Below are 25,985 nucleotides of genomic sequence, written 5' to 3' on the forward strand. Positions count from 1 at the left end.
GGCGGATCGGTTGCCACCGGCCGTGCGGGTCGACGGGGGAGGGGTGCATCTCGGACCTATCACATGGTTATGAGATGGTCAGCTCAGTAGTGCAGCAATACCCCGAGTGCGCCGAAATCCGGCACGACCGTACGCAAGGAAAGGCACCGCCCCGGCCATGGACCAGAGCTTCTCCGTGCACATCCCCGACGCTTCGCTCGACCCCGACCCGCTCGATCCCGGGCAGATCGTCTCCGGCACCCCCGAGGTCAGCGGCAAGCTCCTGTGGGAGTCGGCCGACGGCCGGCAGTTGCGCGGTATCTGGCAGATCACCCCCGGTGTGGTCACCGATGTCGAGGAGGAGGAACTCTTTGTCGTCGTCAGTGGCCGGGCCACGATCGACATCGAGGGCGGCCCCACCCTTGAGGTCGGGCCGGGTGACCTGGGGGTGCTGAGCCGGGGCGACCGTACGACCTGGACCGTCCACGAGACGCTCCGCAAGGCGTACGCGATCACCCTGCCGCCTAAGGACTGAGCGCCCGCGGGGGATCACGAGACAGTCCTAGGGCTGCCCACCCCCTCGGCGTTCCCGTGCTTCTGCCCGCTCCCCGGTACGGCTCGCCGTGCCGGGGAGCGGCGCGTTCACCGGCCGATCAGTCGCCGGGGCGGGCCGAGCATCGCAGTGCCGATACGGTCATCGAATCCCACGGCCGGGTGGGCGGCGAGGAGTCGAAGCGGCCGGTGGGGGTGTCTCGCTCGCGGACGGTTGGGCACACAGCCTCCTCCTGCGTGCCGCGTGCGTTCCTCGTACCCGTACGAGAGTGCCACGACAGGGCCCTGACGGGTGTCGATGCGGGTGCCGCCGACGCGGTGAAAGGTCCGGCCCGAGGTGCGGGAACAACGCGGTATGACTGCCTCGCGAGAGCTGACGATGTGTCAATAATGCTGCCGTTTCGGCCACTTGAGTCGAGAGTTAGGTTAGCCTCACCAAAATGTTCCTAGTGAAGCTCTCCACGGGTTGGACATCGAGAGGAACGGACCACGTGCAGCCACTCTCCCGCACCCCTCACACTCCCAACCGGGGCGACCGGAGCCGCCGCAGTTTCTCGGCGCTCATCGCCGTGACGCTCGCCCTCGCTCTCGCCCTGACCGCCTGTGGCAACTCCGACGGCGACGAGCCGACGGATTCCCACAAGGCCGGGGCGGCCGGGTCCTATCCGGTCTCCATCACCCATGCCAAGGGCAAGACCGTCGTTCCGTCCAAGCCCAAGCGGGTCGTGGCCCTCGGCTATGTCGACGTCGCGTTGGCCCGGGCGCTGGGTGCTCCGATCGTCGGCGCGCTGAAGTTCTCGGGGGGAGCGGACGGGCGGAACTTCCCCGCCGTCACCCCGCCCCTCGACGAAGAGGTCGCCGTCCTCGACGAGATCAAGCCCAATGTGGAGAAGATCGCCGCACTGCGCCCCGATCTCATCCTGATGAGCTCCGGCCAGCCGACGTACCAGGACGCCTACTCCAAGTTGAGTGCGATCGCCCCCACCCTCGGCTACCGCACCAAACTCGCCCAGGACGACCCCACGGAGACCACTCGGCTCATGGGTGAACTCCTCGGTGAGCAGAAAGCGGCAACCGAGTTGATCGCGTCGTCGGAGCGGGCGATAGCCGACTTCGTGGCCAAGCACCCAGCGGCCAAGGGGAAGAAGGCGCTGTTCGGGCAGGCCCTACCCGACAACGCCTATCTTCTCGTCACTCCGGATGCACAGGTGAACCGCTTCTTCGCACGACTCGGTCTCGTGGTGCCCGCCGAATTCGCGGCCCTCGCGGGTGATGTCGGCCCCACCGGAAGTGCGGCGCTCAGCCTGGAGGAACTCGACCGCCTCGACGCGGCCGACATTGCGTTCCTGCTCTTCAGGGACGCGAAGATCAAGGACCATGCCCTGGTGAAAGCGCTCGACCTCACCAGGACGGGCCGGTTGGCCAGCCTCGACATGGGCACGGCGTACGTGGTGCTCCTGCCGAACCCGGCGAACACGGCGTATCTGCTCAGCAAGATAGAACCGACGGTCGCCAAGCTCGCGGAGTAGCGGCCCGGGCCATGTACCGGTGAGCACCTTGCCGGTCCGGGCGTCGGTTCGGCCACCGGCGGCGATCGGGTTGACGGTTGCGGTGTGGGGTGGGCCCGTGCACCACATGGGCCCACCCCACACGGTCTGTTGTGCGCGCTGCGGTCCGCACCCAACGCCATGTGCACCGTACGAATCCGTTAGATGCCGATGCCGATGCCGGTCGGTATCGGTGTTGGTGTCGATGGATGCCGCCACAGCTCGTGATCGACCGCGAGGCGCCGCCTGACCTGCGCTATCGCCTCATGGTTCGCCCCCGTTCATCGTCTCCCGCACCGCGCGGGCAGTGTGTGACGCCCTGCACGGACGGGGGTCGGGAGTCCCGATGATCAGCGAATGAGGTTAGCCTAGCCTTATTGTTTACTGAACTTCTGGGGGTGGACCCGTGGCCGGGACACTGAGGTACTCCGCGTTGCACGTCAGCCGCACCGAACGCATCACCCCGCTCATGCAGCGGGTGACCTTCGGCGGTGAGGATCTGGCCGACTTCAGCCATGTCAGCCCCGATCAGCACTCCAAGCTGTTCTTCTCCCGACAGGAGGGGCGAGCCCCGGTCGTCCCACCGATGCCCGCCGACGGCGATGTGGGCCGCTGGTACCGGGACTACCTGGCCATGCCCGAGGCCGAGCGGCCGTGGATGCGCAGCTACACCATCCGCAGCCACGACCCGGTGCGCCAGGAGATCGACATCGACTTCGTCCTCCACGGCGATGGCGACCACAGCGGCCCGGCCTCGCGTTGGGCCGCCCAGGCCGAACCCGGCGATGTCGTGGGCATGTACGGGCCCGCGGTCAGCCACTACCGCACCCCCGGACTGCGGGACTGGACGCTGCTCGCCGGTGACGAGACCGCACTACCGGCGATCGGTGCCCTGATCGAGGCATTGGAACCGGGGGAGCGCGCGATTGCCTACATCGAGGTCGACGGCCCGGCCGAGCAGCAGGAGTTCACCACCGTCGGCGATGCCGAGGTCCACTGGCTCCACCGTGGTGGCACCGCGGCCGGCCACTCGACCATCCTCGCCGACGCGGTACGGGCCGCGGACTTCCCCTCGGGCGAGGTGTTCGCCTGGGTCGCCGGGGAGTCCTCGGCTGTCCGCACGCTACGGCGGCATCTGGTCAACGACCGGGGCATCGACAAGCGGGCCGTGGCCTTCACCGGTTACTGGCGCCTCAAGCTCACCCAGGACGACGCACCGACGACGGATGATCTCGCCGACCAGGCCGAGGCGATGGACGAAGTGCAGGTGGGCAGCGCCCAGGGCTGACCGCGCCCCATCGGCACTGGTCGCCGGCGCTGCTCGTCGACACTGCCACAGACGCTCGATCGAGCCGCTAGCGCGGGTGAGGGAGGGGGCTACCGTGGAGCCGTTGGTGTGGTGGCCCCCATCTGGGCGGAGAGCCGTTGGGTCGCTTCCAACAGCACCTGCGCACAGCGCTTCGCTTCGCTCCGGAACCGCTCACGGGGCCCGCAGATGCTGATCACCCCGACCGGACTGCCGTGGTGGTCGAAGAGGGGGGCCGCCACGGAAGCCGACCCCGACTGGCGTTCAGCGATGGACTGCGCGAAGCCCCGTCTGCGGATCGTGGCGATGTCCTTGCGCAACGCGGCCTCGTCGGTCACCGTCGATTCGGTGAGGCGGGCGAGTTCCTCGCCCAAGTAGGCGTCGATCTCGTCGTCGGAGAGGAACGCCAGGAACGCCTTCGACGAGGCACCCGCGTGCAGCGGGTAGGGGATGCCCAGCCGTACCGACATGATCACCTCGCGGTTGGGGGTCACCTGGTCCACGTACACCCGGCTCCCGGAGGTCAGGATCGAGAGCGTCGCCGTCTCGTCGGTCACGCGTGAGAGCCGTACCAGCTCCGGCGCCGCGAGGGCGCGGACGTCGATCCGGTCCAAGTAGGCCAGCCCCAGACGCATGGTGCTCAGCCCCAGCGAGTAGCGCCGGGTCTCCTCGTCGACCTCGACCAGCCCCCGCACGCGCAGGGCGGCGAGGATGCGGTGCACGGTGGGTTTGGACAGCCCCAACCGCTCGGCGATCTCGGTCACCCCGAGGGTGAGGGTGCCAGGTTCGGCGAAGAGCAGCAGGACGTCCGCGGATCGTTCGACCGTGGCGGCGGTCTGGCTGCCGGTCTCCGTCTTCCGGGCCCTTGCCGCTCCGGGGGCGTCAGTCGGCATCGGCTTCCTTATCGGTGGGGGATCGTGGTGTGGGACTGATACCACCACGGACGGTCGGGGCGCGTCGCCGACTTCACTGCTTTTGCGCAGGCGGTGCCGTGCGCGGCAGCCCGGTGCGGTCGGCGACCACCCGATCATAGGAACAGTGCGCGTACGTCCGGTGCCTGGGCCAACTTCGCCGTCACCTCAAGCAGACGTGAAACGCCCTGCTCCGGTAGGTCACGAGCGGCGTTCAGCCGGAACTTCGTCAGCAACTGCTCCCGGCTCAGGGGCCGGCCCGGCCCGCCGAGTGAAGAGTCCACCCGCTGCTCCAGAACCGATCCGCCCTTGGTGCGCACCCGTACCACCGCGGCGAACGCATGGGGGAAGATCTCGCTGGCCCGCTCGTCCACCGCACAGACGACCTTGGAGGCGAGCGCCAGCCGTTGGGGATCGCTGAGCGTCTCCTCGGTGAAGTCATCAAGGTAGACACCGAGCCCACCGCCGCCGAGCAGTGCCGTGGCGACGGTGAAGGGGCCGGAGAACTTGGCGTGGTACGCGGTCTGCGGCCGGACCTTCTGCTCCCTGGGCTCGGCGACCGTCCGCAGGGTGGGCGCGGGCATCCCCAGTTCGATCGACGCCACATCGGCCGGGACGAGACCTTCCCGGCGCAGGGCCAGCGCGCAGTCGATCGCCGGGTGGGTGAAGTGGTTGGACGGGTAGGGCTTGTAGACGGTCCGCAGTGTCTCCCACCGCTGACCGAGCCCACCCAGCATGGCCTGGGTGTCGCAGGTGCCGTCCAGCCAGGCTTGGAAGAAGCCGAACCGGCCCTCCAGTACGGTCGGCGGTCCGGTGATGCCGGCCCGGGCCAGCGCCGCTGCGGACACTCCGGCGTGTGCGGCCCAACCGCAGTGGATGCGTTTGACCGTGCCCCCGGTGCGATTGGCCTCCAGCAGACCCGAGCCCATGCTCGCCGCCACTCCCATGGCGTCGGCGACACCGCCCTCGTCGAGGCCGTAGAGCAGGGCGGCAGCCGCCGCCGCGCCCAGGGTGCCGCAGATCGAGGTGGCGTGCTGGCCCTTCTCGAAGAAGACGGAGTTGCGGATGTCCGGGCGGTACGAGGCCATGCCGAGGCGGTTGCAGATCTCGATGCCCGCCGCCACCGCCGCAGTCAACTGTGCACCGCTCGCGCTGACCTCCTCGGCGACGGCGAGGGCGGCAGGGACCACGGAGGCGCTGGGGTGCAGTACGGAGGGCAGGTGGGTGTCGTCGAAGTCCAGGGTGTGGGCAAGAGTGCCGTTGACCAGGGCGGCCTGCGGGGCGGGTAGTCGATCCTCCGTACCGAAGAGGCTTGACTGCGGTGTGCCGCCCCAGGCGCGGACGGTCTCCAGGACGGCCTCGGCGGGGCCGCCTTCGGCGCGGCCGGCCAGACAGTTGCCCACCACGTCGAGCACCCGGCCGACCACGTCCTCGGCGACGGGGTCCGGGAGTCCTTTGTCCCGGCACTCCACGGCGAAGTGCGCGAACTGCTGGACGGCGGTCAGCGAATTCCGGTCGGTCGTGACCACTTCACTCATCGTCGATCACCGCCAGGGGCCGTACGGGGGCGCCGGTCGCGCCGACGACGTTCAGCGGGTTCAGGACCAGGGTGAAGTCCCGTACGCCGCTGTCCAGGAGTTCGTCCAGCTTCATCGTCTCCACGATGTTGATGCCGGACTCGACCAGCAGTACGCGATGGACGGGCAGGGTCGCATGGCCCTCGCCGGGTGCGAGGTGCTCGAAGGCGATCGTCTCGCCGCCGACCGCACGCGGTCGGCGTTCGGCCAGCCAGCGGCCGGCGGCCTCACCGGGGCCCGGTACTCCCTCCGAGTGGCCGATGAAGGATGTTCCGTCGTGCCACAGCCTGGACCAGCCGGTTCCGATCAGCAGGACGTCCCCGGGCTGTGGGGCGAGTCCTGCCGCCGCCTTGTCGAGGTCGTCCGGGGTGATCTCGTAGCCCGCGGGCAGGGTGGGGACACCATGGACGGCAGCCACATCGAGCAGTACGCAACGGCCGACGTACGGCCTGAAGTCGTCGATGCCGAGTTCGCTGAAGCCGTTGTGGCTGGTGATGCCGTCCGGTTTGAGCCCTCCGTGGACCAGTCCGTCTTGGGAGACATGGGCGATGGCGTCCACGTGGGTGCCCACATGACCACCGGTGATGATGATCTCGTTGGCCGCCGAGCCGCCGTCGGTGCGGACCATGTCACCGTGTCGGCGCTCCAGGAGCATGCGGAACGGCGGGTGGTTGGGCGACTGGGGCATCCCCCGTCGCAGGGGCTGGGCGAGGTCTATCAGTCGCATGGTCAAAGAACGCCCTTCACGCGGAGTCGGTCGATCTCTTCGGTGGCCAGGCCGAGCCGGCTGCCGTAGACGTCTTGGTTGTGGGCGCCTTTCGTGGCGCCGGTCGTACGGATGGAACCGGGCGTCCGGTCGAGCCGGAACAGCACGTTCTGCATCCGCAGCGGCCCCAGGTCGGGGTCCTCGACGGTGGTGATGGTGTCGAGGGCCTGGTACTGGGGGTCGGCGAAGACATCACGGATGTCGTAGACGAGCGCGATCGCGGCCTGGGCCTGCTCGAAGGCGTCGATCACATCGTCGGCATCGCGTACCGCGATCCATCCGCCGACGTAGTCGTCGAGGAGGTCCGCGTGTTGTGCACGGCCGGAGCCGCCCGCGAACCAGGGTTCGTCGATGACCTCGGGGTGGCCGACCAGGGTGAGGACCCGTTCGGCGATGTTCTGCGAGCTGGTCGACACGGCGACCCAACGGCCGTCGCGGGTGCGGTAGGTGTTGCGCGGAGCGTTGTTGACCGACCGGTTGCCGGTGCGTTCCTGGACGATCCCGAGTTGGTCCCAGACCATGGGTTGGGGGCCGAGCAGGGTGACCAGGGGTTCGATGATGGCGAGGTCGACGATCTGCCCGGGCCCACCGTTCGCGTCTCGGTGGTGCAGCGCCATCAAGATGGCGCTGACGCACGTCAGAGCCGCTATTCCATCGGCAAGTCCGAAGGGCGGCAGGGTCGGCGGGCCGTCGGGCTCTCCGGTGGCGGCGGCGAATCCGCTCATGGATTCGGCCAGGGTGCCGAAGCCGGGGCGCTTGGAGTACGGCCCGAACTGACCGAAGCCCGTGACGCGGGCGATCACCAGCCGAGGGTTGATCTCCTGGAGGACGTCGGGGGCGAGACCCCAGCGCTCCAGTGTCCCGGGCCGGAAGTTCTCGATGAGCACATCCGCCCCGGCGGCCAGCCCCCGCAACAACTCGGCGCCCTCATCGGAGCCGAGGTCGCAGGTGATGGCTTTCTTGTTGCGGCCGAGCATCTTCCACCACAGCCCGTGGCCGTCCTTGGCGGGGCCGTGGGTGCGCGACGGGTCCCCCTTCGACGGATGTTCGACCTTGATGACCTCCGCGCCGTAGTCGCCCAGGATCGTCGCGGCGAGCGGTCCTGCGAAGAGAGTGGCGAGATCGAGTACGACGATCCCATCCAGTGGTCCCGGCTCAGACACCTGTCCTCCCACCTGTTCCACTTATCGGAATGCTGTTTCGAATCTGCCGTCAGACTCTAGCCCTGAATGTAGAACGGCGTTACGATTTTTGGAACAGCCCGGGAGGCTCCGACATCGCGAAGGAGGTGACGGTCGATCAGAACCCTTGATCGACCCGGCCCGTATGACTCGATACGACCTGCTTGTCAAAGGTGGAGTCCTCGTACTCCCGTACCACGGCGAAGTCCGTGCGGACCTCGCCGTCGCCGACGGCCGCATCGTCGCCATCGGTGACGATCTGCCGACCACCGACGCCGCGGAGGTCCTCGACGCGGACGGCAAGGCGGTGCTGCCGGGGGCGGTGGACTCCCACTTCCACATCGGCATCTACCGGGACCTGGCGCTCGACGCCTACGAGGAGACCAGGTCCGCACTGGTCGGCGGAGTGACCTCCGTGCTGTCCTACTTCCGAACCGGACAGCACTACCTCGACCGCACCGGCTCCTACCAGGAGATCTTCCCCGAGGTGTTGGACGCGGTCGCCGGAAAGTCGTTCACCGACTACGGCTTCCACCTCGCGCCCATGACCGTGGACCAGATCGGGGAGATACCCTCCCTCGTCGCCGACCACGGCATCACGTCCTTCAAGTACTACATGTTCTACAAGGGCTTCGACCTCACCGCGAACAGCAGGGACGCCCGCTCCTTCACCATGGGTGACGAGTACGACCTCGGGCATCTCTATCTGATCCTCGAACAACTCGCGAAGACCCAACAGGACCATCCCGACCTGCGGCTCTCCCTCTCCCTGCACTGTGAGCAGGCCGAGTTGATGCGGGTCTTCATCGAGCGCACCCGGAACAGCGGTCAGCCACAGAACCTCAAGGCGTACTCCGACGGGCGCCCCACCCTCACGGAACAGGTGGCGATCTCCGAAGCCACCACACTGGCCGGACACACCGGCACCAACGTCAACCTGCTCCACCTCTCCAGCGCCGACGCACTCCGCTCGGCGATCACCGGCCGGCAGTTGCACGGCAACGACGCCCGGTTCGAGGTCACCCTCCACCATCTCTGCCTCGACCACGAGACCCTGGACGCCCGCGGTGGGCTCGGCGGCAAGGTCAACCCACCGATCCGCACCCCACAGGACAGCGAGTTCCTGTGGCAGGGCATCAAGGACGGCCAGGTCAGTTGGGTGGCATCCGACCACGCCTGCTGCATGGAGGAGCACAAGGGCGACGAGCTGTGGCCCGCGCGCCCGGGCTTCGGCGGCACCGCGCTGCTCTACCCCGTACTGATCAGCGAAGGCCACCACCGCCGCAAGCTCCCACTGACCCGGATCGCCGAGCTCGCCTCGGCCAATCCCGCCAAGGCGTACAACCTCTGGGGCCGCAAGGGGAGCCTCGGCGTGGGCTTCGACGCCGACTTCACGGTGGTCGACCTCGACCTGGAACGGGAGGTCAGCACCGATCTGCTGCTCTCCGGTCAGGACCACTGCCCGTTCGACGGTGTAGCCGTGCGTGGCTGGCCCGTCGCCACCGTCGTCGGCGGGCGGATCGCCTACCGGCTCGGCAAGGACGGCCCGGAGATCATCGGCGAACCGTCGGGCGCCTATCTGCGCCGCGACTGAGCTGCGCCGGTCGCGGCCGTGCGTGCTGCCACCGACGGCAACCGCGAGCTCGACACCTCAGTAGAAGGGAGCTCTATGAGATCGGCCCTCTATGTGCCGGGCAATGCCCCGGACAAGCTCGCCAAGGCGCTCGATCGGGGCGCGGATGAACTGATCGTCGATCTGGAGGACTCGGTACCGCCCGGTGGAAAGGATGACGCACGGCGCACGGTGGCCGAGTGGTTGGGTTCGTTCGCTCCCTGTGCGGCGCCTCGCCTGTGGGTCCGCATCAATCCCAGCGAGGAGGGACTCGCCGACATTGCGGCCGTTGCGGCGACAGCGGTGGTCGGGTTCTGTGCCGCGAAGACGGAGAGCGTGGGCCGTCTGGTCCAACTGGACGGCGCGCTCCGTCGGGCGGAGCAGGAGGTGGGTCTTCGACAGGGCGCCTTCGGGCTCGTACCGCTGTTGGAGTCGGCCGCGGCGGTGCATGCGGCTCCCCTGCTGGCGCGTGGACCGCGCGTCGTACGCCTCCAACTGGGCGAGGCCGACCTGTGCGCCGACACCGGTATCGAACCGGGGCCCGACGAACGCGAGCTGCTGTACGCCCGCTCCCGGGTCGTGCTGGCGTCAGCCGCGGCCGGCATCGGTCCGCCCATGGCCCCGGTGAGCACCGACTTCCGTGATCTCGATCGGTTGCGCACCTCCACCCGTGCGCTGAAACGGCTCGGCTTTCGAGGTCGGGCGTGCATCCACCCGGCCCAACTCGACGTCGTGCACGAAGTGTTCACCCCGTCGGAGGGCGAGGTGGAGCGGGCGCGGGATCTCATCGGACGGTACGAGCGGGCGAGAGCTGCGGGGGAGGGGGTCTGTCTGGACGATGCCGGCCGGTTGGTCGACGAGGCCGTGGTGCGTTCGGCCCGTCGGGTACTGACACAGACGGGAGTGCCACTGGTCAGCCCTTCCTGACCTCCGCCCGCCCCGGGACTTCTCGGCGCGTTGTGTCGCTGCGTTGTGTTCGGCCCTGCACGCACCTCGGGGCCGAAGGTGATCCGTTCGGGACGGACTTCGCCGTGCCCCCCCGCGCACGGTGGCCCGGGGCACCAGGGGAGGAGGGCAAACGTGTCCGTTGTGACCCTTTCACAACGCTCCCCGTGATCGTGCCGTAGCGCCTCCCCTCGGGCTCTTCACGCCTGGGGAACCCCTGCGGCCACTGGTCTGTCGCTGCATCGAGATCTGGCCACCGACTCCGTTCACCACATCGCGCACCCATCTTCTCGGTGCACCTCTCCACTCGCAGTGCAGCTCAAAGCCACCTTCGGGTGCTCAAACGCCCGTGTGGGGAATTTTCCTAGCCAATCAACTGGCCCAAAGGTATTGACGCCTTGTCGGCAAAGTTGTTTTATCCCCTAACAACTGGGAGGCAGCCGTGCCACATGTCCTTGTTGCCGGGGCGGGCCCCGTGGGCCTGACCACCGCCGTCCTGCTCGCCGAAGCAGGACACACCGTGGAGGTGTTCGAAGCCGGGGAAGCGATCACCACCCAGCCCCGAGCCTCCACCTTCCATCCACCCACCCTCGACCTGCTGCACCGCATCGGCATCACCGCCCCACTGATCGAACAGGGCCTCAAGGCCCCCGTCTACCAGCACCGGGACCGCGAACGCGGACTGGTCGCCAATTTCGACCACAAGCACCTCGCCGACGACACTGATTTCCCCTTCCGGCTCCAAGCCGAGCAGCACAAGCTGTGCGAGCTGCTGCTGGACCGCTTGGGCGAGAAGGTCCGCTTCCAACACACCGTGCGCGGCGTCAAACAGGACACCGACAACGTCATGGTCACTGTCGAGGGCCCGAACGGGACCTCGGACATCCAGGGCGACTATCTGATCGACGCAGGTGGTGCGTCCGGAGCGGTCCGGCAGTCACTCGACATCGCCTTCGAAGGATTCACCTACGAGGACCGGTATCTGGTCCTCCTGACCCCCTTCCCCTTCGAAGACCACCTGGACGGGTTGGAGAAGGTCAACTACATCTCCGACCCCGACCAGTACGTCGTGCTCCTGCGGGCGCCCGACGCCTGGCGGGTCCTCTTCCCCGTCAAGGAGGAGATCCGGGACCCCGAGGTGTGGGAGCAGATGCTCCAGGGGGTCGTCCCGCACCCCGTCCCCTACGAAGTCATCCACCACCAGCTCTACTTCATCCACCAGCGGGTCGCCGAACGGTTCAAGGAGGGGCGAGTGTTGTTGATCGGGGACGCGGCACATGTGAACAGCCCCATCGGTGGCATGGGGATGAACAACGGCATCCACGATGCGTTCTCGCTGGTCGAAGCCCTGCCACACGATTTGGACGGCTGGGCGGAGCAACGCCGCAGGATCGCCCTGGACTACGTCAAGATCATCACTGATCGCAATGCCAGGGCACTGGGCGAGAAGGATCCCGCCCAGCGGCTCGCAGCACAACAGGAGATGGCCGCCACCGCGGCCGACCCGGAACGTGCCCGGCAGTGGCTGCTCGACTCCTCCATGCTCAACGCGGTCCGCAGACAGGGACTGCTGCCGTGATCGGCGTCGACGAGCGGAACTCGTCCACCGGGCCCCGCTCCGACGTCCTTCCGCTGCGGATCGGTGAACAGCGCGCCCGCCTCGCGGTGCTCGTCCCTTCGACGAACACGGTCGTGGAGGCCGAGTACATAGCGATGGCGCCCCGGGGCGTCACCCTCCACTCCGGTCGGATGATGGTCCCCGCACCCTCGGTGGCCAGCGACGACGACACCACCCGACTGCTCGCCGACGTACGCGAGGGAGTGCCGACCGCGCTGCGCTCGGTGATGACGTGCCGGCCCGACCGGGTACTGCTGGGCATGTCCGCACCGACGTTCTACGGCGGGGTGGCGGGAGCCGAGGCGTACGAGGCCGACATCGCCCAGCGGGCCGGTGTGCCCGCCATCGCCGGCTCCACGGCCTGCACGCTCGCACTCCGGGCGCTCGGCGCCCGCCGGATCGCCGTCCTCAGCCCCTATCGACCCGTCAACGACCGCCAGGTCCGCGCCTACTTCACCGATGCGGGCTTCGAGATCGCCGACTATCACACCCTGCTGTGCACCTCGGCGCACCAGATCGCCGAGGTGGGCGAGGAGGCGATAGCCCCCGCGGTCGCCCGGTTGGCCCAGGCCCGTCCGGACGCCATCGTCCAGGTGGGCACCAACCTCTGGTTCGCCGCCCTTGCGGTGGAGCTGGAAAGCCGGCTGGACATTCCGGTCGTCGCGATCAACACCGCAACCCTGTGGGCTGGCCTACGGGCCACCGGGATCACCGATCGAGTCGAGGGCGCCGGCCGTCTGCTGGCGGAACACTGAAGGGAACGCCCTGCATGCCCACCACCGTAGTGAGTCCCATCGACGGACAGGCGCTCGGCCAGGTCGAGCAGTTGGACGCCGCCGCCGTCGACCTCGCGTACAGCACCGCGCGCAAGGCATTGGAGGAGTGGCGCAAAGTACCGTCCGAGCGACGTGGCCGCATTCTGCTCAAGGTCGCGGACCTGTTGGAGACACGCGCCGAGGACTTCGCACAGACGGAGACCCTCAACACCGGAAAGCTGCTGAAGGACACCCGCCGGGAGGCCGGCCGGGCCGCGGCCTGCTTCGCCTACTACGGCGGACTGGCGGACAAGGTCACCGGTGACACCCTCGATGTGGCGGGCCCGTTCCACACCTATACCAAGCGCGAGCCCTACGGCGTGGCCGTCGGGGTCATCCCGTGGAACGTGCCCTACGTCTTCGCCGCCAAGAAGATCGCCCCGGCCCTTGCGTTCGGCAATGTGAGCCTCTTGAAACCGGCGGAGGAGACCCCGCTCACCGCGCTGATGCTGGCCGAGGTGCTGGCCGATGCCGGACTGCCCGAAGGTATGGCCCAGGTCCTCACGGGCGGCGCCGAGACCGGCAAGGCGCTGGTGGCCGACCCGCGTGCCGATCTGATCGTCTTCACCGGGGCCGACGCCACCGGGCGTGTGATCGCGAAGGCCGCCGCCGAGAACCTGACACCCATCGCGATGGAACTCGGTGGCAAGTCACCGCAGATCGTCTTCGCCGACGCCGACCTCGACGCCGCGCTCGCCTCCGTACTCCTCGGTGCCTTCAGCGCCACCGGCCAGATGTGCATCGCCGGTTCACGGCTCCTGGTGCAGAGCGAGGTGTACGACACCTTCGTGGCCAAACTGCGCACGGCCGTGGCCGGACTGCGCGTCGGCGACCCGCGGGAGCACCGCACCCAGGTCGGGCCGCAGGTCACCCCGGGGCAGCGGGACAAGACCCTGGACATGATCCGGCTCGGACAGGACGAGGGCGCCACCCTGGCAGCCGACGCCCCCTACCCGGGCGCCGAGTCAGGTGGCTTCTATGTGCCACCGACCCTGTTCACCGAGGTCAACCCCGAGATGCGCATCATGCGGGAGGAGATCTTCGGCCCGGTCCTCGCGGTGATGCCCTTCGCCACCGAGGAGGAGGCGGTGGAACTGGCCCACGCCACCGACTTCGGTCTGGCCGCAGGCGTCTGGACCAAGGATCTCGGCCGCGCCCACCGCATGGCGAGCCGGCTGCGCGCCGGCACGATCTGGCTCAACACCTATCGGATGCTCTCCGACAGCGTCCCGTTCGGGGGCGTCGACCACTCGGGGTACGGCCGCGAGGGCGGCCCTGACGCGGTCCGCCTCTACACCTGGACCAAGAGCGTCTGGACATCCACCGAACCCGGCATTCCGCCCGGCTACGACTTCTGAATCCCGACGACTTCCCATCCCTCTCCAAGGAGACCCTCCATGCTGATCGTCGTTGCGGGTGCGACCGGCCGTACCGGCCGCCGTCTCATCCCGCTCCTGACCGCCGCCGGACACGGCACCAGGGCGCTGACCCGCTCGGCCGACCCCGTGCCGGGCGCCCAGTCCCATCCCCTCGATCTGGTCGCGGCCTCCGCCGAGGACCTGGACGCGGCCGTATCGGGCGCCGGTGCCGTGGTGTGGCTGGCCGGCCCGGCCGGAGGCTCGGTGGAGTCCGCCGAAGCCCTCGACAACACCGCCGCGACCGCGCTCATGGATGCCTGCGTACGCCAGGGAGTGAAACGATTCGTCCTGGTCACCTCCAAGGGGACCGACAACCCGGAGCGTTCCCCGGACTTCCTCCGCCCCTATCTGGAGATCAAGGCCAAGGCGGAGGCGCACCTCGCGGGCAGCGGGCTCGACTGGACCGTGCTGCGCCCGGGCGGACTCACCGACGACGAACCCACCGGCAAGGTGCAACTCGGTACGGCGCTGGGCCGGGGCAAGGTCGCCCGCGCCGACGTCGCCGCCGTGGTGGCCGAACTCCTCGGCCGGCACGACCAGACGGGCCGGGCGATCGAGGTCCTGGGTGGTGAGCTCGCACCGGCCGATGCGCTGAACGAGTTGACCCCCCGGGTGAACATCGTCGATTTCCTCTTCGATCTGAAGCGGCTCGGCCGGGTGCATCTGGCGGTCTTCGGCGGCTCCACCGGCGAGGCCATGGCCGAGGCCAAGGAGCACTTCACCAACTGGAAGGTCTCCGAGAACTACGTCAACTACTTCGACGGGCCGGAGCTGCACTTCTCGCGCAAAACCCGCTGGCGTCTGGAGTTCGGGGAGGGCCCCGGTCGGCACTCGGGCAAGACCGAGTACTGGGTCATGGTCCACAACGAGCGGGGTGAAGGTGTCTTCCGCTTCGGTCTGCTCCGGCCCGAGGGCTCGGAGGAGCACGATCCCGAACTGGTCGCCGCGTACCGCGTGTTCAGAGACCACTACTCCAATAAGTCGTAACGACTAGCGGGGGCCGGGCGGCCTCGGTCGCCCCGGCCCCACCCAATCAGTTAGGTAACCTAACGGAAGTGAGGTTCCGTTGGTAGCCCACATGCTCCGCCGGGCAGCCGCCATGGCGGTGGTCCTGCTCATCGTCCTGACTCTCGTCTTCTTCCTGATGCGCATGGCGCCCGGGAGTCCGGCCTATCTGATCGTGGGCGCGGACGCCTCCCCGGCCGAGATCGCCAGCGTCGAGCGCGAACTCGGACTCGACAAGCCACTGATGGTGCAGTACGCAACCGAACTCGGGCGCATACTCACCGGAGACCTCGGCGAATCGATCTTCACCGGAGACACCGTCTCCCATGAGCTGATGCTCAGACTGCCCATCACCCTCGAACTCACCATGGTCTCGCTGCTGTTCTGGATCCCCCTCGCCCTGATCGCAGGACGAGTGGCCGCAGCCCGCCGGGACACCCCGGTCGACGCGACCGTCCGGATCATCGGCAACCTCTCCATCGCGGTCCCCAGCTTCTGGCTCGGCGCACTGCTCGTCCTGCTCTTCGGCCTCTATCTACCAGGAGTGCTGCCCTCCAGCGGTTGGGTCGGTCTCGCCGAAGACCCCATGGGGCATCTGCGCTCCCTGGTCCTGCCCGCCTTCGTCCTTGGACTCGGCACCTTCGGTGTCACCGCCAACACCCTGCGGGTCTCGATGATCGAGTCCGTGCGTACCGACTATGTGCGGTTCGGTCACGCCATGGGCCTGTCGGAGCGGCGCATCAACCGCTCCCTGGCCTTCCGCAACTCCCTGCTCCCCACCACCGCGGTGGTGGGCCAGTTGGTCGGGGTGATGCTCAGCGGATCGGTCCTCATCGAGAACCTCTTCAACCTGCCGGGCATGGGGCGGCTCCTGGTCGACAGCATCCGCCGCCAGGACTACCCGCTGGCCGTCGGGGCGACGCTCTCGCTCGCCGTCTTCTTCCTGCTCGCGAATCTGATCGTCGACATCCTCTACGCGGCCCTGAACCCTCGCGTCCGGCAGAAATTCGCAGGTACCTGAGCCATGACCACGATCTCTCCCACCCGCGTACGAGTCGGCCGACGCCGCATCGTCGTCAAAGGCCGCCATGTCAAAGGGATGACGGTCATCGGAGTCGTCCTCGTCGCCAGCTATCTGCTCCTCGCGGTCTTCGGTCCGATGCTCACCGTCGATCCCTTGCAGCGCACCGGCGACCCATTGGCCGGCCCCTCGGCCGCCCACTGGTTCGGCACCGACCACCTCGGACGCGATCTGCTCTCCCGGGTGGCGGCCGGAGCCCGGGTGTCCGTCCTGGTGGCCGTCATCAGCGTCGGCATCGGCCTGGTTTTCGCCCTGCCCCTGGGAGTGTGCGCCGGATACTTCGCCGGGCGCTGGCCGGACGAACTGATCATGCGCGTCTTCGAAGCCATCCAGACGGTGCCGCTGTTCGTCTTCGCCATGGTCGTCCTCGGCATCACCGGCGTTAGCTCCTTCCATCTGGGGCCCATCGAGGTCAGCGCGGCCGGCAAGATCATCCTGCTGATCGCCATCGCCGCCACCCCCTACTTCGCGAGGGTCGCCCGTGCAGCCACCCTCGCCGAGATCCAGGAGGACTACATCTCCGCCCTGCGGCTCCTGGGGGTGTCCCGGCGCCGCGTGATCATGGACGAGCTGATGGTCAACGTGCTCCCGCCGGTCATCGTGCAGAGCTGTCTGTGGATGGCGGTCGCCGTGTTCGCCGAAGGAGCACTCGGTTTCCTGGGCGTGGGAGTGCAACCGCCCACCCCCACGCTCGGCGGAGTCATCGCCGACGCCACCCGCTACATGATGGCCGGCGCCTGGTGGTACTGCGTCATGCCCGGTCTTGTCCTGCTGGTCGCCACCGTGGGCTTCGGCCTCCTCGGCGACGGCGCCAACGACCTGCTGGACCGAGGAGAGCGCTGATGTGGACCGTACCGCCGACCGTCGCCCCGGTGCCTCGGGAGCCGCGATGACGACCGAACCCCTACTCGCTGTCCGTGACCTCGACGTCGTCTTCGACACCGCACGCGGCCAAGTCCCCGCCGTACGAGGGGTGACGTTCGAGTTGGCGGCGGGCGAAGTCTTCGGCCTGGTCGGAGAGTCGGGCAGCGGCAAGAGCACCGTCTTGTCGGCCATCATGCGACTGCTCCCGGGCGTCGCGGTGACGAACGCCTCGCAGCTGAGCTTCCAGGGCCTGGACCTCATGTCCATGAAGCCCGCCCAACTGCGGCAGATCCGGGGTACCGGCATCGGACTCGTCCCGCAGCGCCCGATGACCTCCCTCAGCCCCGTCACACCCCTGCGCAAGCAACTGCGCTGGTTCCTCGGCGACATGCCGCAGTCCGAGATCGTGGACCTCCTCGACCAAGTGGGGCTGCGCGCGGTCGCCGAACGACTCGACGGCTACCCCTTCGAGTTCTCCGGCGGACAGCTCCAGCGCCTCCTGATCATGCTGGCGGCGCTGGCGCGACGGCCATCGCTCCTCCTCGCCGACGAACCCACCACCACCCTGGATGCCACCGTGCAGGCCCAGGTGCTGCGGCTGATCCTCGATCTGCGCGACCGGCTCGGCCTCGGAGTCGTCTTCGTCAGCCACGACCTCGGAGTGATCGCCCAGGTCTGCGACCGGGTCGGGGTGATGTACGCGGGACGCCTCGTCGAAGCCGCCCCCATCGGGGAACTCTTCGACAACCCCCGGCACCCCTACACCCAGGCGCTGCTCCGGGCGCTGCCCAGCCGCTACAAGCGCGGCGAACGCATCAAGGTGATCGAGGGGACCGCTGCCGGCGCCAACCGGCTGCCGGGGTGCGCCTTCGCCCCGCGCTGTCCGCGGGCCGAATCCCGGTGCCGGGAACAGGAGCCGGAGAACCGCACGGTCGGTGGGGCCCTGGTGCGCTGCCACTTCGCCGAGGACGCGGCGGGCGTCGGTGTGCCGAGGGGGGAGGCCGCGGCATGACGATCGCCATCGAGGCCGAGGGCCTGACCAAACACTTCTCGCTCAAGCAGGGGAAGGGATCCGTTCCCTGGTTCAGGGCCCGCGGCATGCGGACCGTGCACGCGGTCGACGACGTCGGCTTCCGGATCGCCGCGGGCGAGACCCTGGCCATCATCGGAGAGTCCGGCTGCGGCAAGTCCACCGTCGCCAAACTGCTCCTCGGACTCACCGAACCCACTGCCGGTTCGATCACCATCGCGGGGGAGCGCCGCATCCAACTGGTCGCGCAGAACCCCTGGTCGGCTCTGAACCGCCGCAAGACCATCGGGCACGCGCTCAACCAGCCCCTCCTGATCCACCGGCCCGACCTGGACAAGGACGGGCGTGCCGCACGGGTCCAGGAGTTGCTGGACGTCACCGGACTGGCATCGGACTTCCTGCTGCGCTACCCGGGCGATGTCAGCGGCGGCGAACTGCAACGCGTCACCATCGCCCGTGCCCTCGCCGCCCAACCCCGGGTGCTCGTCCTGGACGAGCCGACGGCGAGCCTTGACGTCAGTGTCAAGGCGAGCCTGGTCAACCTCCTGTGCGACCTGCGCGACGACCTCGGTCTGACGTACCTCCTGATCACCCACGAGATCGATGTCGCGCGACTGCTGGCCGACCAGGTGTTGGTGATGTATCTGGGCCACGTCGTGGAATCCGGCGACGCAGACGCGGTCTTCGACAACCCCGTCCACCCCTACACCCGTTCCCTCCTCGACTCGGTACCGGTGCCCGACCCCCGACGACGCAAGGAACTGCTCCCGCTCGCAGGGGAGGTTCCGTCCGCAGTGGATCCGCCGAGCGGTTGCCGGTTCCGCACCCGTTGTCCGCACGTCCTGCCCAAGTGCGCGGAGACCCGCCCCGCCGCGCGGGAATCCGGCGAAGGCCATCTCGCCGCCTGCCACCTCACCGCATGGAGCCCGTCATGAACGCTCTGCCAGGCCACTCAAGACGCGATGTGCTGCGCATCTCCTCAGCCGCCATCGCCGCCGCCGCGCTCTCCGGTTGTGCGGGGGCGGACGACACCGGCGGTTCCTCGTCGTCCGGCTCCTCCGGCACCCTCTCCGTCGGGCTCTTCGAAGTACCGGTGGGATTCGCGCCGCTCTACTCCAACTCCCAGAACGTCCGCTGGGTGACCGAGCCCGCCACCGACACCCTGCTCACCCACGACGCGTCCGGCAAGCTCGTCCCACATCTGGCCGCCGCCCTGCCGGTGGCGGGCCCCGGTGGGGTCTCGTACACGATCCGACTGCGCAAGGGCGTCCGCTTCCACAACGGGGACGACCTCACGGCCGAGCACGTCGCGGCCAGCTTCAACTTCATCCCCGGCAGCCGGGGCAAGAGTCAGTTCCTGTCGCTGCTGGCGCCCTGGTTCAACAGGGCGGTGGTGGTCGACCCGCTGACCGTACGGCTGGAACTGCGGATGCCGTACGGCATCCTGCCGGATCAGTTGGCCCGCATCCCCATCAGCCACAAGGACTTCATCGCCGAGAAGGCCAAACTGGTGGCGACCGGCCCGTTCCAGGTGGACAAGGTCGTCACCGGCCAGTCCATGCGGCTGAAGCGCTTCGACGGCTACTGGGGACCGAAGCCCCAACTGTCGGCGATCGTGATGACGTCGGTCCCCGACCCGTCCACCCGGCTGGTCAACCTCCGGGAAGGCAAGATCCACATAGCGACCGGGGTGCAGCCCGTCGACATCGCCGGCATCCAGCGCGACCGGTCCCTCAAGCTCCACGAGATCCAGGGCACGGGGGGCATCCGGGCCATGCTCAACATGACCCGCAAGCCGTTCAACAACCCGGACTTCCGACGGGCACTGGCCTTCGCCATGGACCGCGAGGGCGTGCGCGAGGCCGTCTTCCACGGTGAGGCGGAGATCGCTCAGGGCCCGCTGGGGCCCAATGTCATCGGCTACGACGCCGGCTACCGGCCCTATCCGGCCAAGGCCGATCTGAACCAGGCGCGGGAGTTGCTGAAGGCGTCGGGCGTCTCCAAGGACACCACCTTCAAGATCATGGTGTCCACCAGCGGCGCGGCCCGTGACATCGCCCAGGTCTTCGCCGAGAACTGGGGCCGGCTCGGCATCAAGGTCACCCTGGACGTCGCCGATCCGGCGAACTGGAACCGCCGCTGGCTGATCCGCGACTACGACATGTCCCTCACCGTCCAGGAATACGGGCTGGTCGGCGGCTCCATGCCGCTCTCGCAGTTCACCGTCTACCGGGCGGCGTCCCGACAGAACCCCGGCTACCGCAACGGCGCCTTCGACCGCGACTTCGGTCGTCTCTTCGCCACCTCGGACGAGGCCGAGCGCGCCCAACTGGCCGGCAAGTTGAACCGGATCCTCGCCGAAGAGGCGATCGAACTGCCGCCCGTGTACCCCAAGCTCCTCGTCGCCCAGCGCGCCGAGGTCAGCGGCCTGGACGAGAAGGCGCTGCTCCTCGGTCGGTTGAACCTGCGGGGCGTCAGCATCTCAAGCCGTTAAGGAGAACAGGAGAATCGATCATGCTGGGACTCAACGATCAACCCGTAACGGGCACCGACCGTGCCTATCTCGACTTCTACCTAGGACTGCGGATCGGCTGGGCCAAGCTCCACCATCCCCTCCTCGACGCGTTCGACGAGCGGGCCGGGGACTGGGCGGCGGAGCACGGCCGCGCCCCCGAGGAGACCACCGAGATAGGGGAGGTCATCGAGGAATCCGCCCTCTTCCGGTACTTCATGTACCTCCAGCGGCACACCCAACTGCTGATGAAGTACGGCCCCCGCGGCACCCACGCCTACATCGAAGGGCATCGGGCCGAACTGGAGGAGCGGATCGCCGGCATCGAGGGTCTTGAACTCGATCCCGAGCTGGAGATGCCCGCCTACTACGCCGACACCGACTACCACCTGGAGAAGGGCGGCTACTGGCAGGACGATCTGGACGGTCCGGTCTATGACTTCGGCACCCGCATCCACTTCGCGGGCCTGGAGAACGTCGGCTCGATCCACCGGGCGAAGACGGAAGCCCTGCCCAAGGGCCCGTACCGTCGGATCATCGATCTGGGCTGCGGCACCGGCGACGGCACCTTCGGTCTTGCCGAGACCTTCCCCGGGGCCGAGGTCATCGGCGTGGACCTGGCGGCGCCCTTCCTGAAGTGGGCGCACCTCAAGGCCGCGGACCGGGGGTTGCCCATCACCTTCGTCCAGAAGGACGCCGCGGAAACCGGGTACGAGTCGGGCTCGTTCCAGCTCGCCACCTCGACGATGATCTTCCATGAGATGCCCGCGGAGCACGTGGCCGCGATCGTCCGGGAGAGCTTCCGACTACTGGAGCCCGGTGGACAGTTCGCCATCTACACCGCCGGTGAACTGCCCACCACCTACGGCCTGTTCATGATGGACTGGCACGCTCACATCAACAATGAGCCCTTTATGTCCGAGTTCTTTAGGGCGGACCTGGAGAAGCCCCTCATCGACGCGGGCTACACCGATGTCGTCACGACCGTCGTGGACGCGTTCAAGCACGGCGACAAGAAGGCGTACGGCTCTGCCGCTCCCCCCGACCCGCGTCGGGCACGTGCGGGCGGCTGGCGTCTGGTCACGGGAAGGAAGCCGGAATGAAGCAGGCACCCAAGATCGTCGATGGACAGATGGTCTTCTTCGACGACCCCGCCATCGACAAGCTCCTCGGCATGGTGTTGGCCCTGGCAGGCGAGACCTACGTCCTGCGCGACCGGGTCCGCGTACTGGAGCAGCTGCTGACCGACGGGGGAACTTTGCCCGCCGGAGCGGCCGAGGACTATGTGATTCCCGCGGAGGCCGAGCCGGCCTGGCGCACCGACCGGGACGCCTTCTTCGACCGTCTCCTCGGCCCGCTGGCGGCCGACCTCATGGGCCCGGAGGCCACCCTCAAGGCCGACGCCGTCGTCAAGGCGACCGCGGCCGGCAAGGCGGCAGCCTCGTGAGCACACCCGCCTGGCTGGAGCGTGAGCCGTTGCAGAGCGACGGGTCGATCCTCTGGCGCACCAGCATGATCACCATCCGCTCCACCGACCAGCCGCGGGCGGTGCGCTGGTACCGCAACGTCCTGGGCTTCAAGCTGGAGTTCGACATCCCCATCCGAGTGCCCAACCGGCCGTTCCGGATGGCCGTCCTGGTCGGCCCGGACAACCGGCGGATCGAGATCACCGGTCGCGGGGTGCCCAGCAAGGAACCCGTCGACGTGTGGGACACCCCCGTCTCGGTCACCTACCAGGTGGAGGACCTGGCCGCGACCCGGGCCCATCTGGAGGCCATGGGCGTCCCGTACTTCACCCCGGAGTTCAAGGGGCAGTACGGCATGCTCCTGACGATCCTCGACCCCGACAACAACATCATCAAGATCCAGGCCCCCAATGACCGGTGCGTCGAGGAGCAGAACCTCGAAGACCCGAACACCCCGCGGTACTTGGACGACCCCAAGTACGTACCCGACCCGGAGGTGAGCCATGGCTGAGCAGACGACGACCCGTCCGCGCCCCCCGTTGCCCGAAGGCTGGAAGCCGACCCTGCTGTCCCTGCGGCTGGCCAAGAAGCACCCCAAGCTCTCGCGCGCCATCATCAAGTGGGAGATGAACCGGGCGCCCAAGGCCACCGGTCCCGGTGATCTGTCGGATCTGCTGGCGCCCGGCCAGGACCGCCCCGCCGACTTCCCCTCCTACTACGTCTCCAACCCGGTCCACCACATGAACGGACTGCACTGGATGCACCCGTCCATGGGCTACCGGCTGGAGCGCATGGCGGAGGACTTCCCCCTCGGCAAGCGGGAACAGATCCAGTGGTGGGTGGAGAGCCAGGTGCTCGACCGCGGGGTGCGTCCCCAGCGCATCCTGGAGGTCGGCGCCGGCACGGGAGCGACCGCCTTCGTCTACGCCCAGGTCTTCCCCGATGCCGAAGTGATCGGGGTCGACCTCTCCCCTTCGGTGTTGCGTTGGGCTCGCAAACGGGCGAAGGAGTTGAGGATCGACAACGTCAGCTTCTACCACATGGATTCGGGCGAGCTCTCCCACTTCGACGACGGCACCTTCGACGTGGTCCACGAGTCGCATCTGCTGCACGAGATGCCGACGTACCAGATCGAACGGACCGTCCACGAGATGGTGCGGGTCTGCAAACCGGGCGGGTTCCTCGGCTTCTTCGACTGGGCCATCCCCGAGAACGACCGGGACTGGCGACAGCGCGAGGGCATGGTCCGCAACAACGTCGAGCCCTTCATGCTCGACTACTCCCGGGCCAACCACCCGGCGATCCTGGCCGAGTTGGGCTGTGAGGAGATCGTGATGGTCGAGCGGCACAGCCAGTCCGCCAGCTGGCGGGCAGTCAAGGGTAACCTCGGTTAGGTGGCGGACAACGGTGAGGGCGCGTTCCTCGGGTCGGAGAACCACCTCAGCGGTCTCCTGACGCTGACCTCACGGCTCATACAGGACCGTCTATCTGTCGCGCTGCGGCCCTTGGGCGTCACCTATGCCCAGGCCGCGGCGCTGGTCCGACTGTGGCGTTCGCCCGACGGGCGCATGTTGCAGAACGACTTCGTCACCTCTCTCGCGCTCGCCCGACCGTCGGGGACCCTTCTCCTCGCCGATCTGGAACGGGCCGGATTGGTGGCCCGTTCGCCGGATCCGACCGACGGCCGCCGCCAGGTCATCACCCTGACCCCGCTGGGGCGGGACCTGGAGACATCGGTCTTCGCGGTGATCTCGGGGCTTCAGCGGGAAATCGAGGAGATCGCGGGCGGCGAGGACCTCGCCACCACCATGCGGGTGCTGACCAGGGTGTTGTCCTGGTTGGAGCCCGCGGTACTGGCGGCCCTGCCGGCCCGGGATCGCGACGTCTACACGCGATGAGCAAGCGGTTGCGGATTCCTCCGGGTCGCCGAACGATCCCGGACCCGGGGGAATCCGGCCGATCGGGGGGAATCACTCCGATCGGCCGGTGATCTGCCCCGACGCAGGAGGTGTCACACCGCGGGGACGGCGGTCCCCGCCCGTAGGGACTCGACCGCCCGCTGGGTGTCCTCGGCGACGAGATCCTGGTGGACGGCGATCGCGGCGGCAGAGCCCATTCCCGCTGCCGTCACCACCTGGGCCTTTCGATCGGCGACATTGCCCACCGCCCAGACGCCGTGGACGCTGGTCCGCCCGGCCCCATCGGTGATCACCCAGCCATCGTCGTCCACCGCGCACCCCAGTGCGATCAGCAGCGTGTCGCGGGGCACCATGCGGGACTGTACGAACACGGCTTCGCGCCTCACCACCTGTCCCTCGGCGAGCTCGACGCCCACCAACTGGTCGCCCGCTAGCACCAGTTGCTTGACGGCACCCTCGACGATGCGCACTCCCCGTGCGGTCAACTGCCGCCGCTCGTCCTCACCCACTGCGAACCCGCGGGCCCCGTGAGCCTCGTGGGTAAAGAAGACGACGTCCTGCGACCACTCGGGCAGCAACAGCGCTTGATGCACGGCACCCGGGCCGGTGGCGACCACCCCGAGCGGCCGATCGCGCACCTCGTAGCCGTGGCAGTACGGGCAGTGCAGCACATCGCGCCCCCAGCGCGCGGCGACTCCGGGCAGATCGGGCAGCTCATCGCGGAGCCCGCTCGCCACCAGGACGCGGCGTGCCGCCACTGCGGCGCCGCCTTCCAGCCGTACCGAGAACCCGGGCCCGATGTGCTCCACCCGCGCGTCGATGAGATCCACTCCGTAGCCGGCGACCTCGGCGCGCCCCACTTCCAGCAGGGCCGCGGGCGACATGCCGTCCCTGGAGAGGAACCCCTGCATATGTGCGGCCGGTGCATTGCGTGGCTCGCCCGCATCGATCACTGCGACCCGGCGTCGGGCCCGCCCCAGCACCAGTGCCGCATTGAGTCCGGCGGCCCCGCCCCCGACCACCACCACGTCGTATATCGATTCGTCCACCACCGGTGCCTCCTTCAAGCCGTCCATCGCCATCACCTCTGCCGTCAGCATGCGGATCTCCATGCCAGGGCGACAACGTTTGTTGCTGTTTTCGGGAAGAGGGTGTGCAATGGGAGGCGTGGAGCACTCATCTGCCATCGCCAGGGCATTGACCGAGGTGGGCCCGCGGCTCAAGAAGTTGCGTACGGAGCGCGGGGTCACCCTGGCTGCGCTCTCGGAGGCCACGGGCATCTCCAAGAGCACCCTGTCCCGGCTGGAATCCGGCCAGCGGCGCCCAAGCCTGGAACTGCTGCTGCCCATCGCCCAGGCCCATCAGGTGCCCCTCGACGAATTGGTCGGCGCACCCGAGGTCGGCGATCCCCGCGTGCGGATCACACCACAGCGGATCAACGGCGCTGTCGTCTTGCCGCTGACCCGTCACCCCGGCCCGCTCCAGGCGTTCAAGATGGTCATTCCGACGTCCCGCAGCACACCGGAGCTCTTCACTCATGAGGGGTACGAGTGGCTGTACGTACTCTCCGGGCAGTTGCGGTTGATCCTCGCCGAGCACGATCTGCTGCTGGGTGCGGGGGAGGCGGCCGAGTTCGACACGCGCGTTCCCCACTGGTTCGGGAGTACGGGCGAGCATCCGGTGGAGGTGCTGAGCCTCTTCGGTCGCCAGGGCGAGCGGGTCCATGTCCGTGCCCGCCCGGCCAGCGGCGGACGCAAGGCTCTGGAGTCCGCGACGGCGGAACAGCAGGAGTAGCACCAGTCTCCGGCATGGGCACCGCCCCCGCTCCTCCTCGGGGCGGGGACGGCGCCTTCCGTGCCCACTGCGCACTGCCCACTGTCC

Annotated in this window: 25 protein-coding genes; 20 read left to right on the forward strand and 5 right to left on the reverse strand. The window is 68.3% G+C overall.

All coding sequences use genetic code 11. From position 1 onward, the window contains the following. The first annotated feature begins 157 nt into the window (after positions 1 to 157). The 3 genes from OID54_RS28380 (at position 158) to OID54_RS28390 (ending at position 3,366) form a co-directional block, all read left to right on the forward strand. Positions 158 to 514, forward strand: a complete 357-nt coding sequence (locus OID54_RS28380; RefSeq protein ID WP_329024033.1) for a cupin domain-containing protein — start codon at positions 158 to 160, stop codon at positions 512 to 514. A 508-nt stretch (positions 515 to 1,022) separates the two neighbouring features. Continuing rightward, entirely contained in the window at positions 1,023 to 2,060 is a 1,038-nt protein-coding gene (locus tag OID54_RS28385; RefSeq protein ID WP_329024035.1) for an ABC transporter substrate-binding protein, read from the forward strand. Between the two features lie 424 nt (positions 2,061 to 2,484). Then, positions 2,485 to 3,366, forward strand: coding sequence for a siderophore-interacting protein (locus OID54_RS28390; protein ID WP_329024037.1), 882 nt, complete (start codon positions 2,485 to 2,487; stop codon positions 3,364 to 3,366). Positions 3,367 to 3,455: 89 nt separating this feature from the next. Here OID54_RS28390 and OID54_RS28395 read toward each other — a convergent pair whose 3' ends face one another. The 4 genes from OID54_RS28395 to OID54_RS28410 form a co-directional block, all read right to left on the reverse strand. After that, a complete protein-coding gene (locus OID54_RS28395) occupies positions 3,456 to 4,277 on the reverse strand; it encodes an IclR family transcriptional regulator (RefSeq protein WP_329024039.1) in 822 nt (273 codons plus the stop codon). 134 nt (positions 4,278 to 4,411) lie between these two features. Then, positions 4,412 to 5,833, reverse strand: a complete 1,422-nt coding sequence (locus OID54_RS28400; RefSeq protein ID WP_329024041.1) for an MmgE/PrpD family protein — start codon at positions 5,831 to 5,833, stop codon at positions 4,412 to 4,414. Beyond that, positions 5,826 to 6,599, reverse strand: coding sequence for a cyclase family protein (locus OID54_RS28405; RefSeq protein ID WP_329024043.1), 774 nt, complete (start codon positions 6,597 to 6,599; stop codon positions 5,826 to 5,828). Before OID54_RS28405 ends, OID54_RS28400 begins: the two co-directional genes overlap by 8 nt. A gap of 2 nt (positions 6,600 to 6,601) precedes the next feature. Then, on the reverse strand, positions 6,602 to 7,801 hold the full coding sequence (locus OID54_RS28410; RefSeq protein ID WP_329024044.1) for a CaiB/BaiF CoA transferase family protein: 1,200 nt from the start codon (positions 7,799 to 7,801) through the stop codon (positions 6,602 to 6,604). Positions 7,802 to 7,964: 163 nt separating this feature from the next. Between OID54_RS28410 and OID54_RS28415 the strand changes: the two genes are divergently transcribed. The 16 genes from OID54_RS28415 to OID54_RS28490 all read left to right on the forward strand — a co-directional run bounded on the left by OID54_RS28415 (position 7,965) and on the right by OID54_RS28490 (position 24,083). Then, positions 7,965 to 9,413, forward strand: coding sequence for a dihydroorotase (locus OID54_RS28415; protein WP_329024045.1), 1,449 nt, complete (start codon positions 7,965 to 7,967; stop codon positions 9,411 to 9,413). Positions 9,414 to 9,488: 75 nt separating this feature from the next. Beyond that, entirely contained in the window at positions 9,489 to 10,358 is an 870-nt protein-coding gene (locus tag OID54_RS28420; RefSeq protein ID WP_329024047.1) for an HpcH/HpaI aldolase/citrate lyase family protein, read from the forward strand. 460 nt (positions 10,359 to 10,818) lie between these two features. Next, positions 10,819 to 11,955, forward strand: a complete 1,137-nt coding sequence (locus OID54_RS28425) for an FAD-dependent oxidoreductase (RefSeq protein WP_329024049.1) — start codon at positions 10,819 to 10,821, stop codon at positions 11,953 to 11,955. Beyond that, entirely contained in the window at positions 11,952 to 12,749 is a 798-nt protein-coding gene (locus tag OID54_RS28430; RefSeq protein ID WP_329024051.1) for a maleate cis-trans isomerase family protein, read from the forward strand. The genes OID54_RS28425 and OID54_RS28430 overlap by 4 nt, the downstream gene beginning before the upstream one ends. A 14-nt stretch (positions 12,750 to 12,763) precedes the next feature. Then, positions 12,764 to 14,167 (forward strand): aldehyde dehydrogenase family protein, encoded by a 1,404-nt coding sequence (locus OID54_RS28435; RefSeq protein WP_329024053.1) that lies wholly within the window; start codon positions 12,764 to 12,766, stop codon positions 14,165 to 14,167. 39 nt (positions 14,168 to 14,206) lie between these two features. Beyond that, complete coding sequence (locus tag OID54_RS28440; protein ID WP_329024055.1) at positions 14,207 to 15,214, forward strand: SDR family oxidoreductase; 1,008 nt, start codon at positions 14,207 to 14,209, stop codon at positions 15,212 to 15,214. 91 nt (positions 15,215 to 15,305) lie between these two features. After that, positions 15,306 to 16,253 carry an ABC transporter permease gene (locus OID54_RS28445; RefSeq protein WP_329024057.1) on the forward strand — a complete coding sequence of 316 codons (948 nt, stop codon included), beginning with the start codon at positions 15,306 to 15,308 and terminating at the stop codon, positions 16,251 to 16,253. Between the two features lie 3 nt (positions 16,254 to 16,256). Further along, positions 16,257 to 17,156: an ABC transporter permease gene (locus tag OID54_RS28450; RefSeq protein ID WP_329024058.1), complete on the forward strand. Its 900-nt coding sequence runs from the start codon at positions 16,257 to 16,259 to the stop codon at positions 17,154 to 17,156. Position 17,157: 1 nt separating this feature from the next. Continuing rightward, complete coding sequence (locus OID54_RS28455) at positions 17,158 to 18,189, forward strand: ABC transporter ATP-binding protein (protein ID WP_329024060.1); 1,032 nt, start codon at positions 17,158 to 17,160, stop codon at positions 18,187 to 18,189. Further along, entirely contained in the window at positions 18,186 to 19,142 is a 957-nt protein-coding gene (locus tag OID54_RS28460) for an ABC transporter ATP-binding protein (RefSeq protein ID WP_329024062.1), read from the forward strand. The genes OID54_RS28455 and OID54_RS28460 overlap by 4 nt, the downstream gene beginning before the upstream one ends. Continuing rightward, on the forward strand, positions 19,139 to 20,701 hold the full coding sequence (locus OID54_RS28465; RefSeq protein ID WP_329024064.1) for an ABC transporter substrate-binding protein: 1,563 nt from the start codon (positions 19,139 to 19,141) through the stop codon (positions 20,699 to 20,701). The genes OID54_RS28460 and OID54_RS28465 overlap by 4 nt, the downstream gene beginning before the upstream one ends. Before the next feature lie 20 nt (positions 20,702 to 20,721). Then, positions 20,722 to 21,822: a class I SAM-dependent methyltransferase gene (locus OID54_RS28470; RefSeq protein WP_329024066.1), complete on the forward strand. Its 1,101-nt coding sequence runs from the start codon at positions 20,722 to 20,724 to the stop codon at positions 21,820 to 21,822. Continuing rightward, a complete protein-coding gene (locus OID54_RS28475; RefSeq protein ID WP_329024068.1) occupies positions 21,819 to 22,166 on the forward strand; it encodes a hypothetical protein in 348 nt (115 codons plus the stop codon). The genes OID54_RS28470 and OID54_RS28475 overlap by 4 nt, the downstream gene beginning before the upstream one ends. Then, a complete protein-coding gene (locus tag OID54_RS28480) occupies positions 22,163 to 22,696 on the forward strand; it encodes a VOC family protein (RefSeq protein ID WP_329024070.1) in 534 nt (177 codons plus the stop codon). Before OID54_RS28475 ends, OID54_RS28480 begins: the two co-directional genes overlap by 4 nt. Further along, complete coding sequence (locus tag OID54_RS28485) at positions 22,689 to 23,579, forward strand: class I SAM-dependent methyltransferase (protein ID WP_329024071.1); 891 nt, start codon at positions 22,689 to 22,691, stop codon at positions 23,577 to 23,579. The genes OID54_RS28480 and OID54_RS28485 overlap by 8 nt, the downstream gene beginning before the upstream one ends. Beyond that, positions 23,580 to 24,083 carry a MarR family winged helix-turn-helix transcriptional regulator gene (locus OID54_RS28490; protein WP_329024072.1) on the forward strand — a complete coding sequence of 168 codons (504 nt, stop codon included), beginning with the start codon at positions 23,580 to 23,582 and terminating at the stop codon, positions 24,081 to 24,083. A 113-nt stretch (positions 24,084 to 24,196) separates the two neighbouring features. Here the strand turns inward: OID54_RS28490 and OID54_RS28495 are convergent, their stop codons facing one another. After that, complete coding sequence (locus OID54_RS28495; protein WP_329024073.1) at positions 24,197 to 25,204, reverse strand: NAD(P)/FAD-dependent oxidoreductase; 1,008 nt, start codon at positions 25,202 to 25,204, stop codon at positions 24,197 to 24,199. Between the two features lie 58 nt (positions 25,205 to 25,262). On the opposite strand from OID54_RS28495, the gene OID54_RS28500 reads away from it, so the two are divergent. Further along, positions 25,263 to 25,898 (forward strand): helix-turn-helix domain-containing protein, encoded by a 636-nt coding sequence (locus OID54_RS28500; RefSeq protein WP_329024075.1) that lies wholly within the window; start codon positions 25,263 to 25,265, stop codon positions 25,896 to 25,898. Positions 25,899 to 25,985 lie beyond the last annotated feature (87 nt).

Origin of the sequence: Streptomyces sp. NBC_00690 (assembly GCF_036226685.1) — a bacterium.
Lineage (GTDB): Bacteria > Actinomycetota > Actinomycetes > Streptomycetales > Streptomycetaceae > Streptomyces.

Excerpts from the sequence above, each read along its gene's own strand:
- OID54_RS28380 (WP_329024033.1), top strand. The coding sequence starts at position 158 with ATGGACCAGAGCTTCTCCGTGCACATCCCCGACGCTTCGCTCGACCCC.
- OID54_RS28485 (WP_329024071.1), top strand. The coding sequence starts at position 22,689 with ATGGCTGAGCAGACGACGACCCGTCCGCGCCCCCCGTTGCCCGAAGGC.
- OID54_RS28395 (WP_329024039.1), bottom strand. The coding sequence starts at position 4,277 with ATGCCGACTGACGCCCCCGGAGCGGCAAGGGCCCGGAAGACGGAGACC.
- OID54_RS28405 (WP_329024043.1), bottom strand. The coding sequence starts at position 6,599 with ATGCGACTGATAGACCTCGCCCAGCCCCTGCGACGGGGGATGCCCCAG.
- OID54_RS28435 (WP_329024053.1), top strand. The coding sequence starts at position 12,764 with ATGCCCACCACCGTAGTGAGTCCCATCGACGGACAGGCGCTCGGCCAG.
- OID54_RS28465 (WP_329024064.1), top strand. The coding sequence starts at position 19,139 with ATGAACGCTCTGCCAGGCCACTCAAGACGCGATGTGCTGCGCATCTCC.
- OID54_RS28450 (WP_329024058.1), top strand. The coding sequence starts at position 16,257 with ATGACCACGATCTCTCCCACCCGCGTACGAGTCGGCCGACGCCGCATC.
- OID54_RS28470 (WP_329024066.1), top strand. The coding sequence starts at position 20,722 with ATGCTGGGACTCAACGATCAACCCGTAACGGGCACCGACCGTGCCTAT.
- OID54_RS28400 (WP_329024041.1), bottom strand. The coding sequence starts at position 5,833 with ATGAGTGAAGTGGTCACGACCGACCGGAATTCGCTGACCGCCGTCCAG.
- OID54_RS28440 (WP_329024055.1), top strand. The coding sequence starts at position 14,207 with ATGCTGATCGTCGTTGCGGGTGCGACCGGCCGTACCGGCCGCCGTCTC.
- OID54_RS28460 (WP_329024062.1), top strand. The coding sequence starts at position 18,186 with ATGACGATCGCCATCGAGGCCGAGGGCCTGACCAAACACTTCTCGCTC.
- OID54_RS28415 (WP_329024045.1), top strand. The coding sequence starts at position 7,965 with ATGACTCGATACGACCTGCTTGTCAAAGGTGGAGTCCTCGTACTCCCG.
- OID54_RS28445 (WP_329024057.1), top strand. The coding sequence starts at position 15,306 with ATGCTCCGCCGGGCAGCCGCCATGGCGGTGGTCCTGCTCATCGTCCTG.
- OID54_RS28475 (WP_329024068.1), top strand. The coding sequence starts at position 21,819 with ATGAAGCAGGCACCCAAGATCGTCGATGGACAGATGGTCTTCTTCGAC.
- OID54_RS28495 (WP_329024073.1), bottom strand. The coding sequence starts at position 25,204 with ATGCTGACGGCAGAGGTGATGGCGATGGACGGCTTGAAGGAGGCACCG.
- OID54_RS28420 (WP_329024047.1), top strand. The coding sequence starts at position 9,489 with ATGAGATCGGCCCTCTATGTGCCGGGCAATGCCCCGGACAAGCTCGCC.
- OID54_RS28500 (WP_329024075.1), top strand. The coding sequence starts at position 25,263 with ATGGGAGGCGTGGAGCACTCATCTGCCATCGCCAGGGCATTGACCGAG.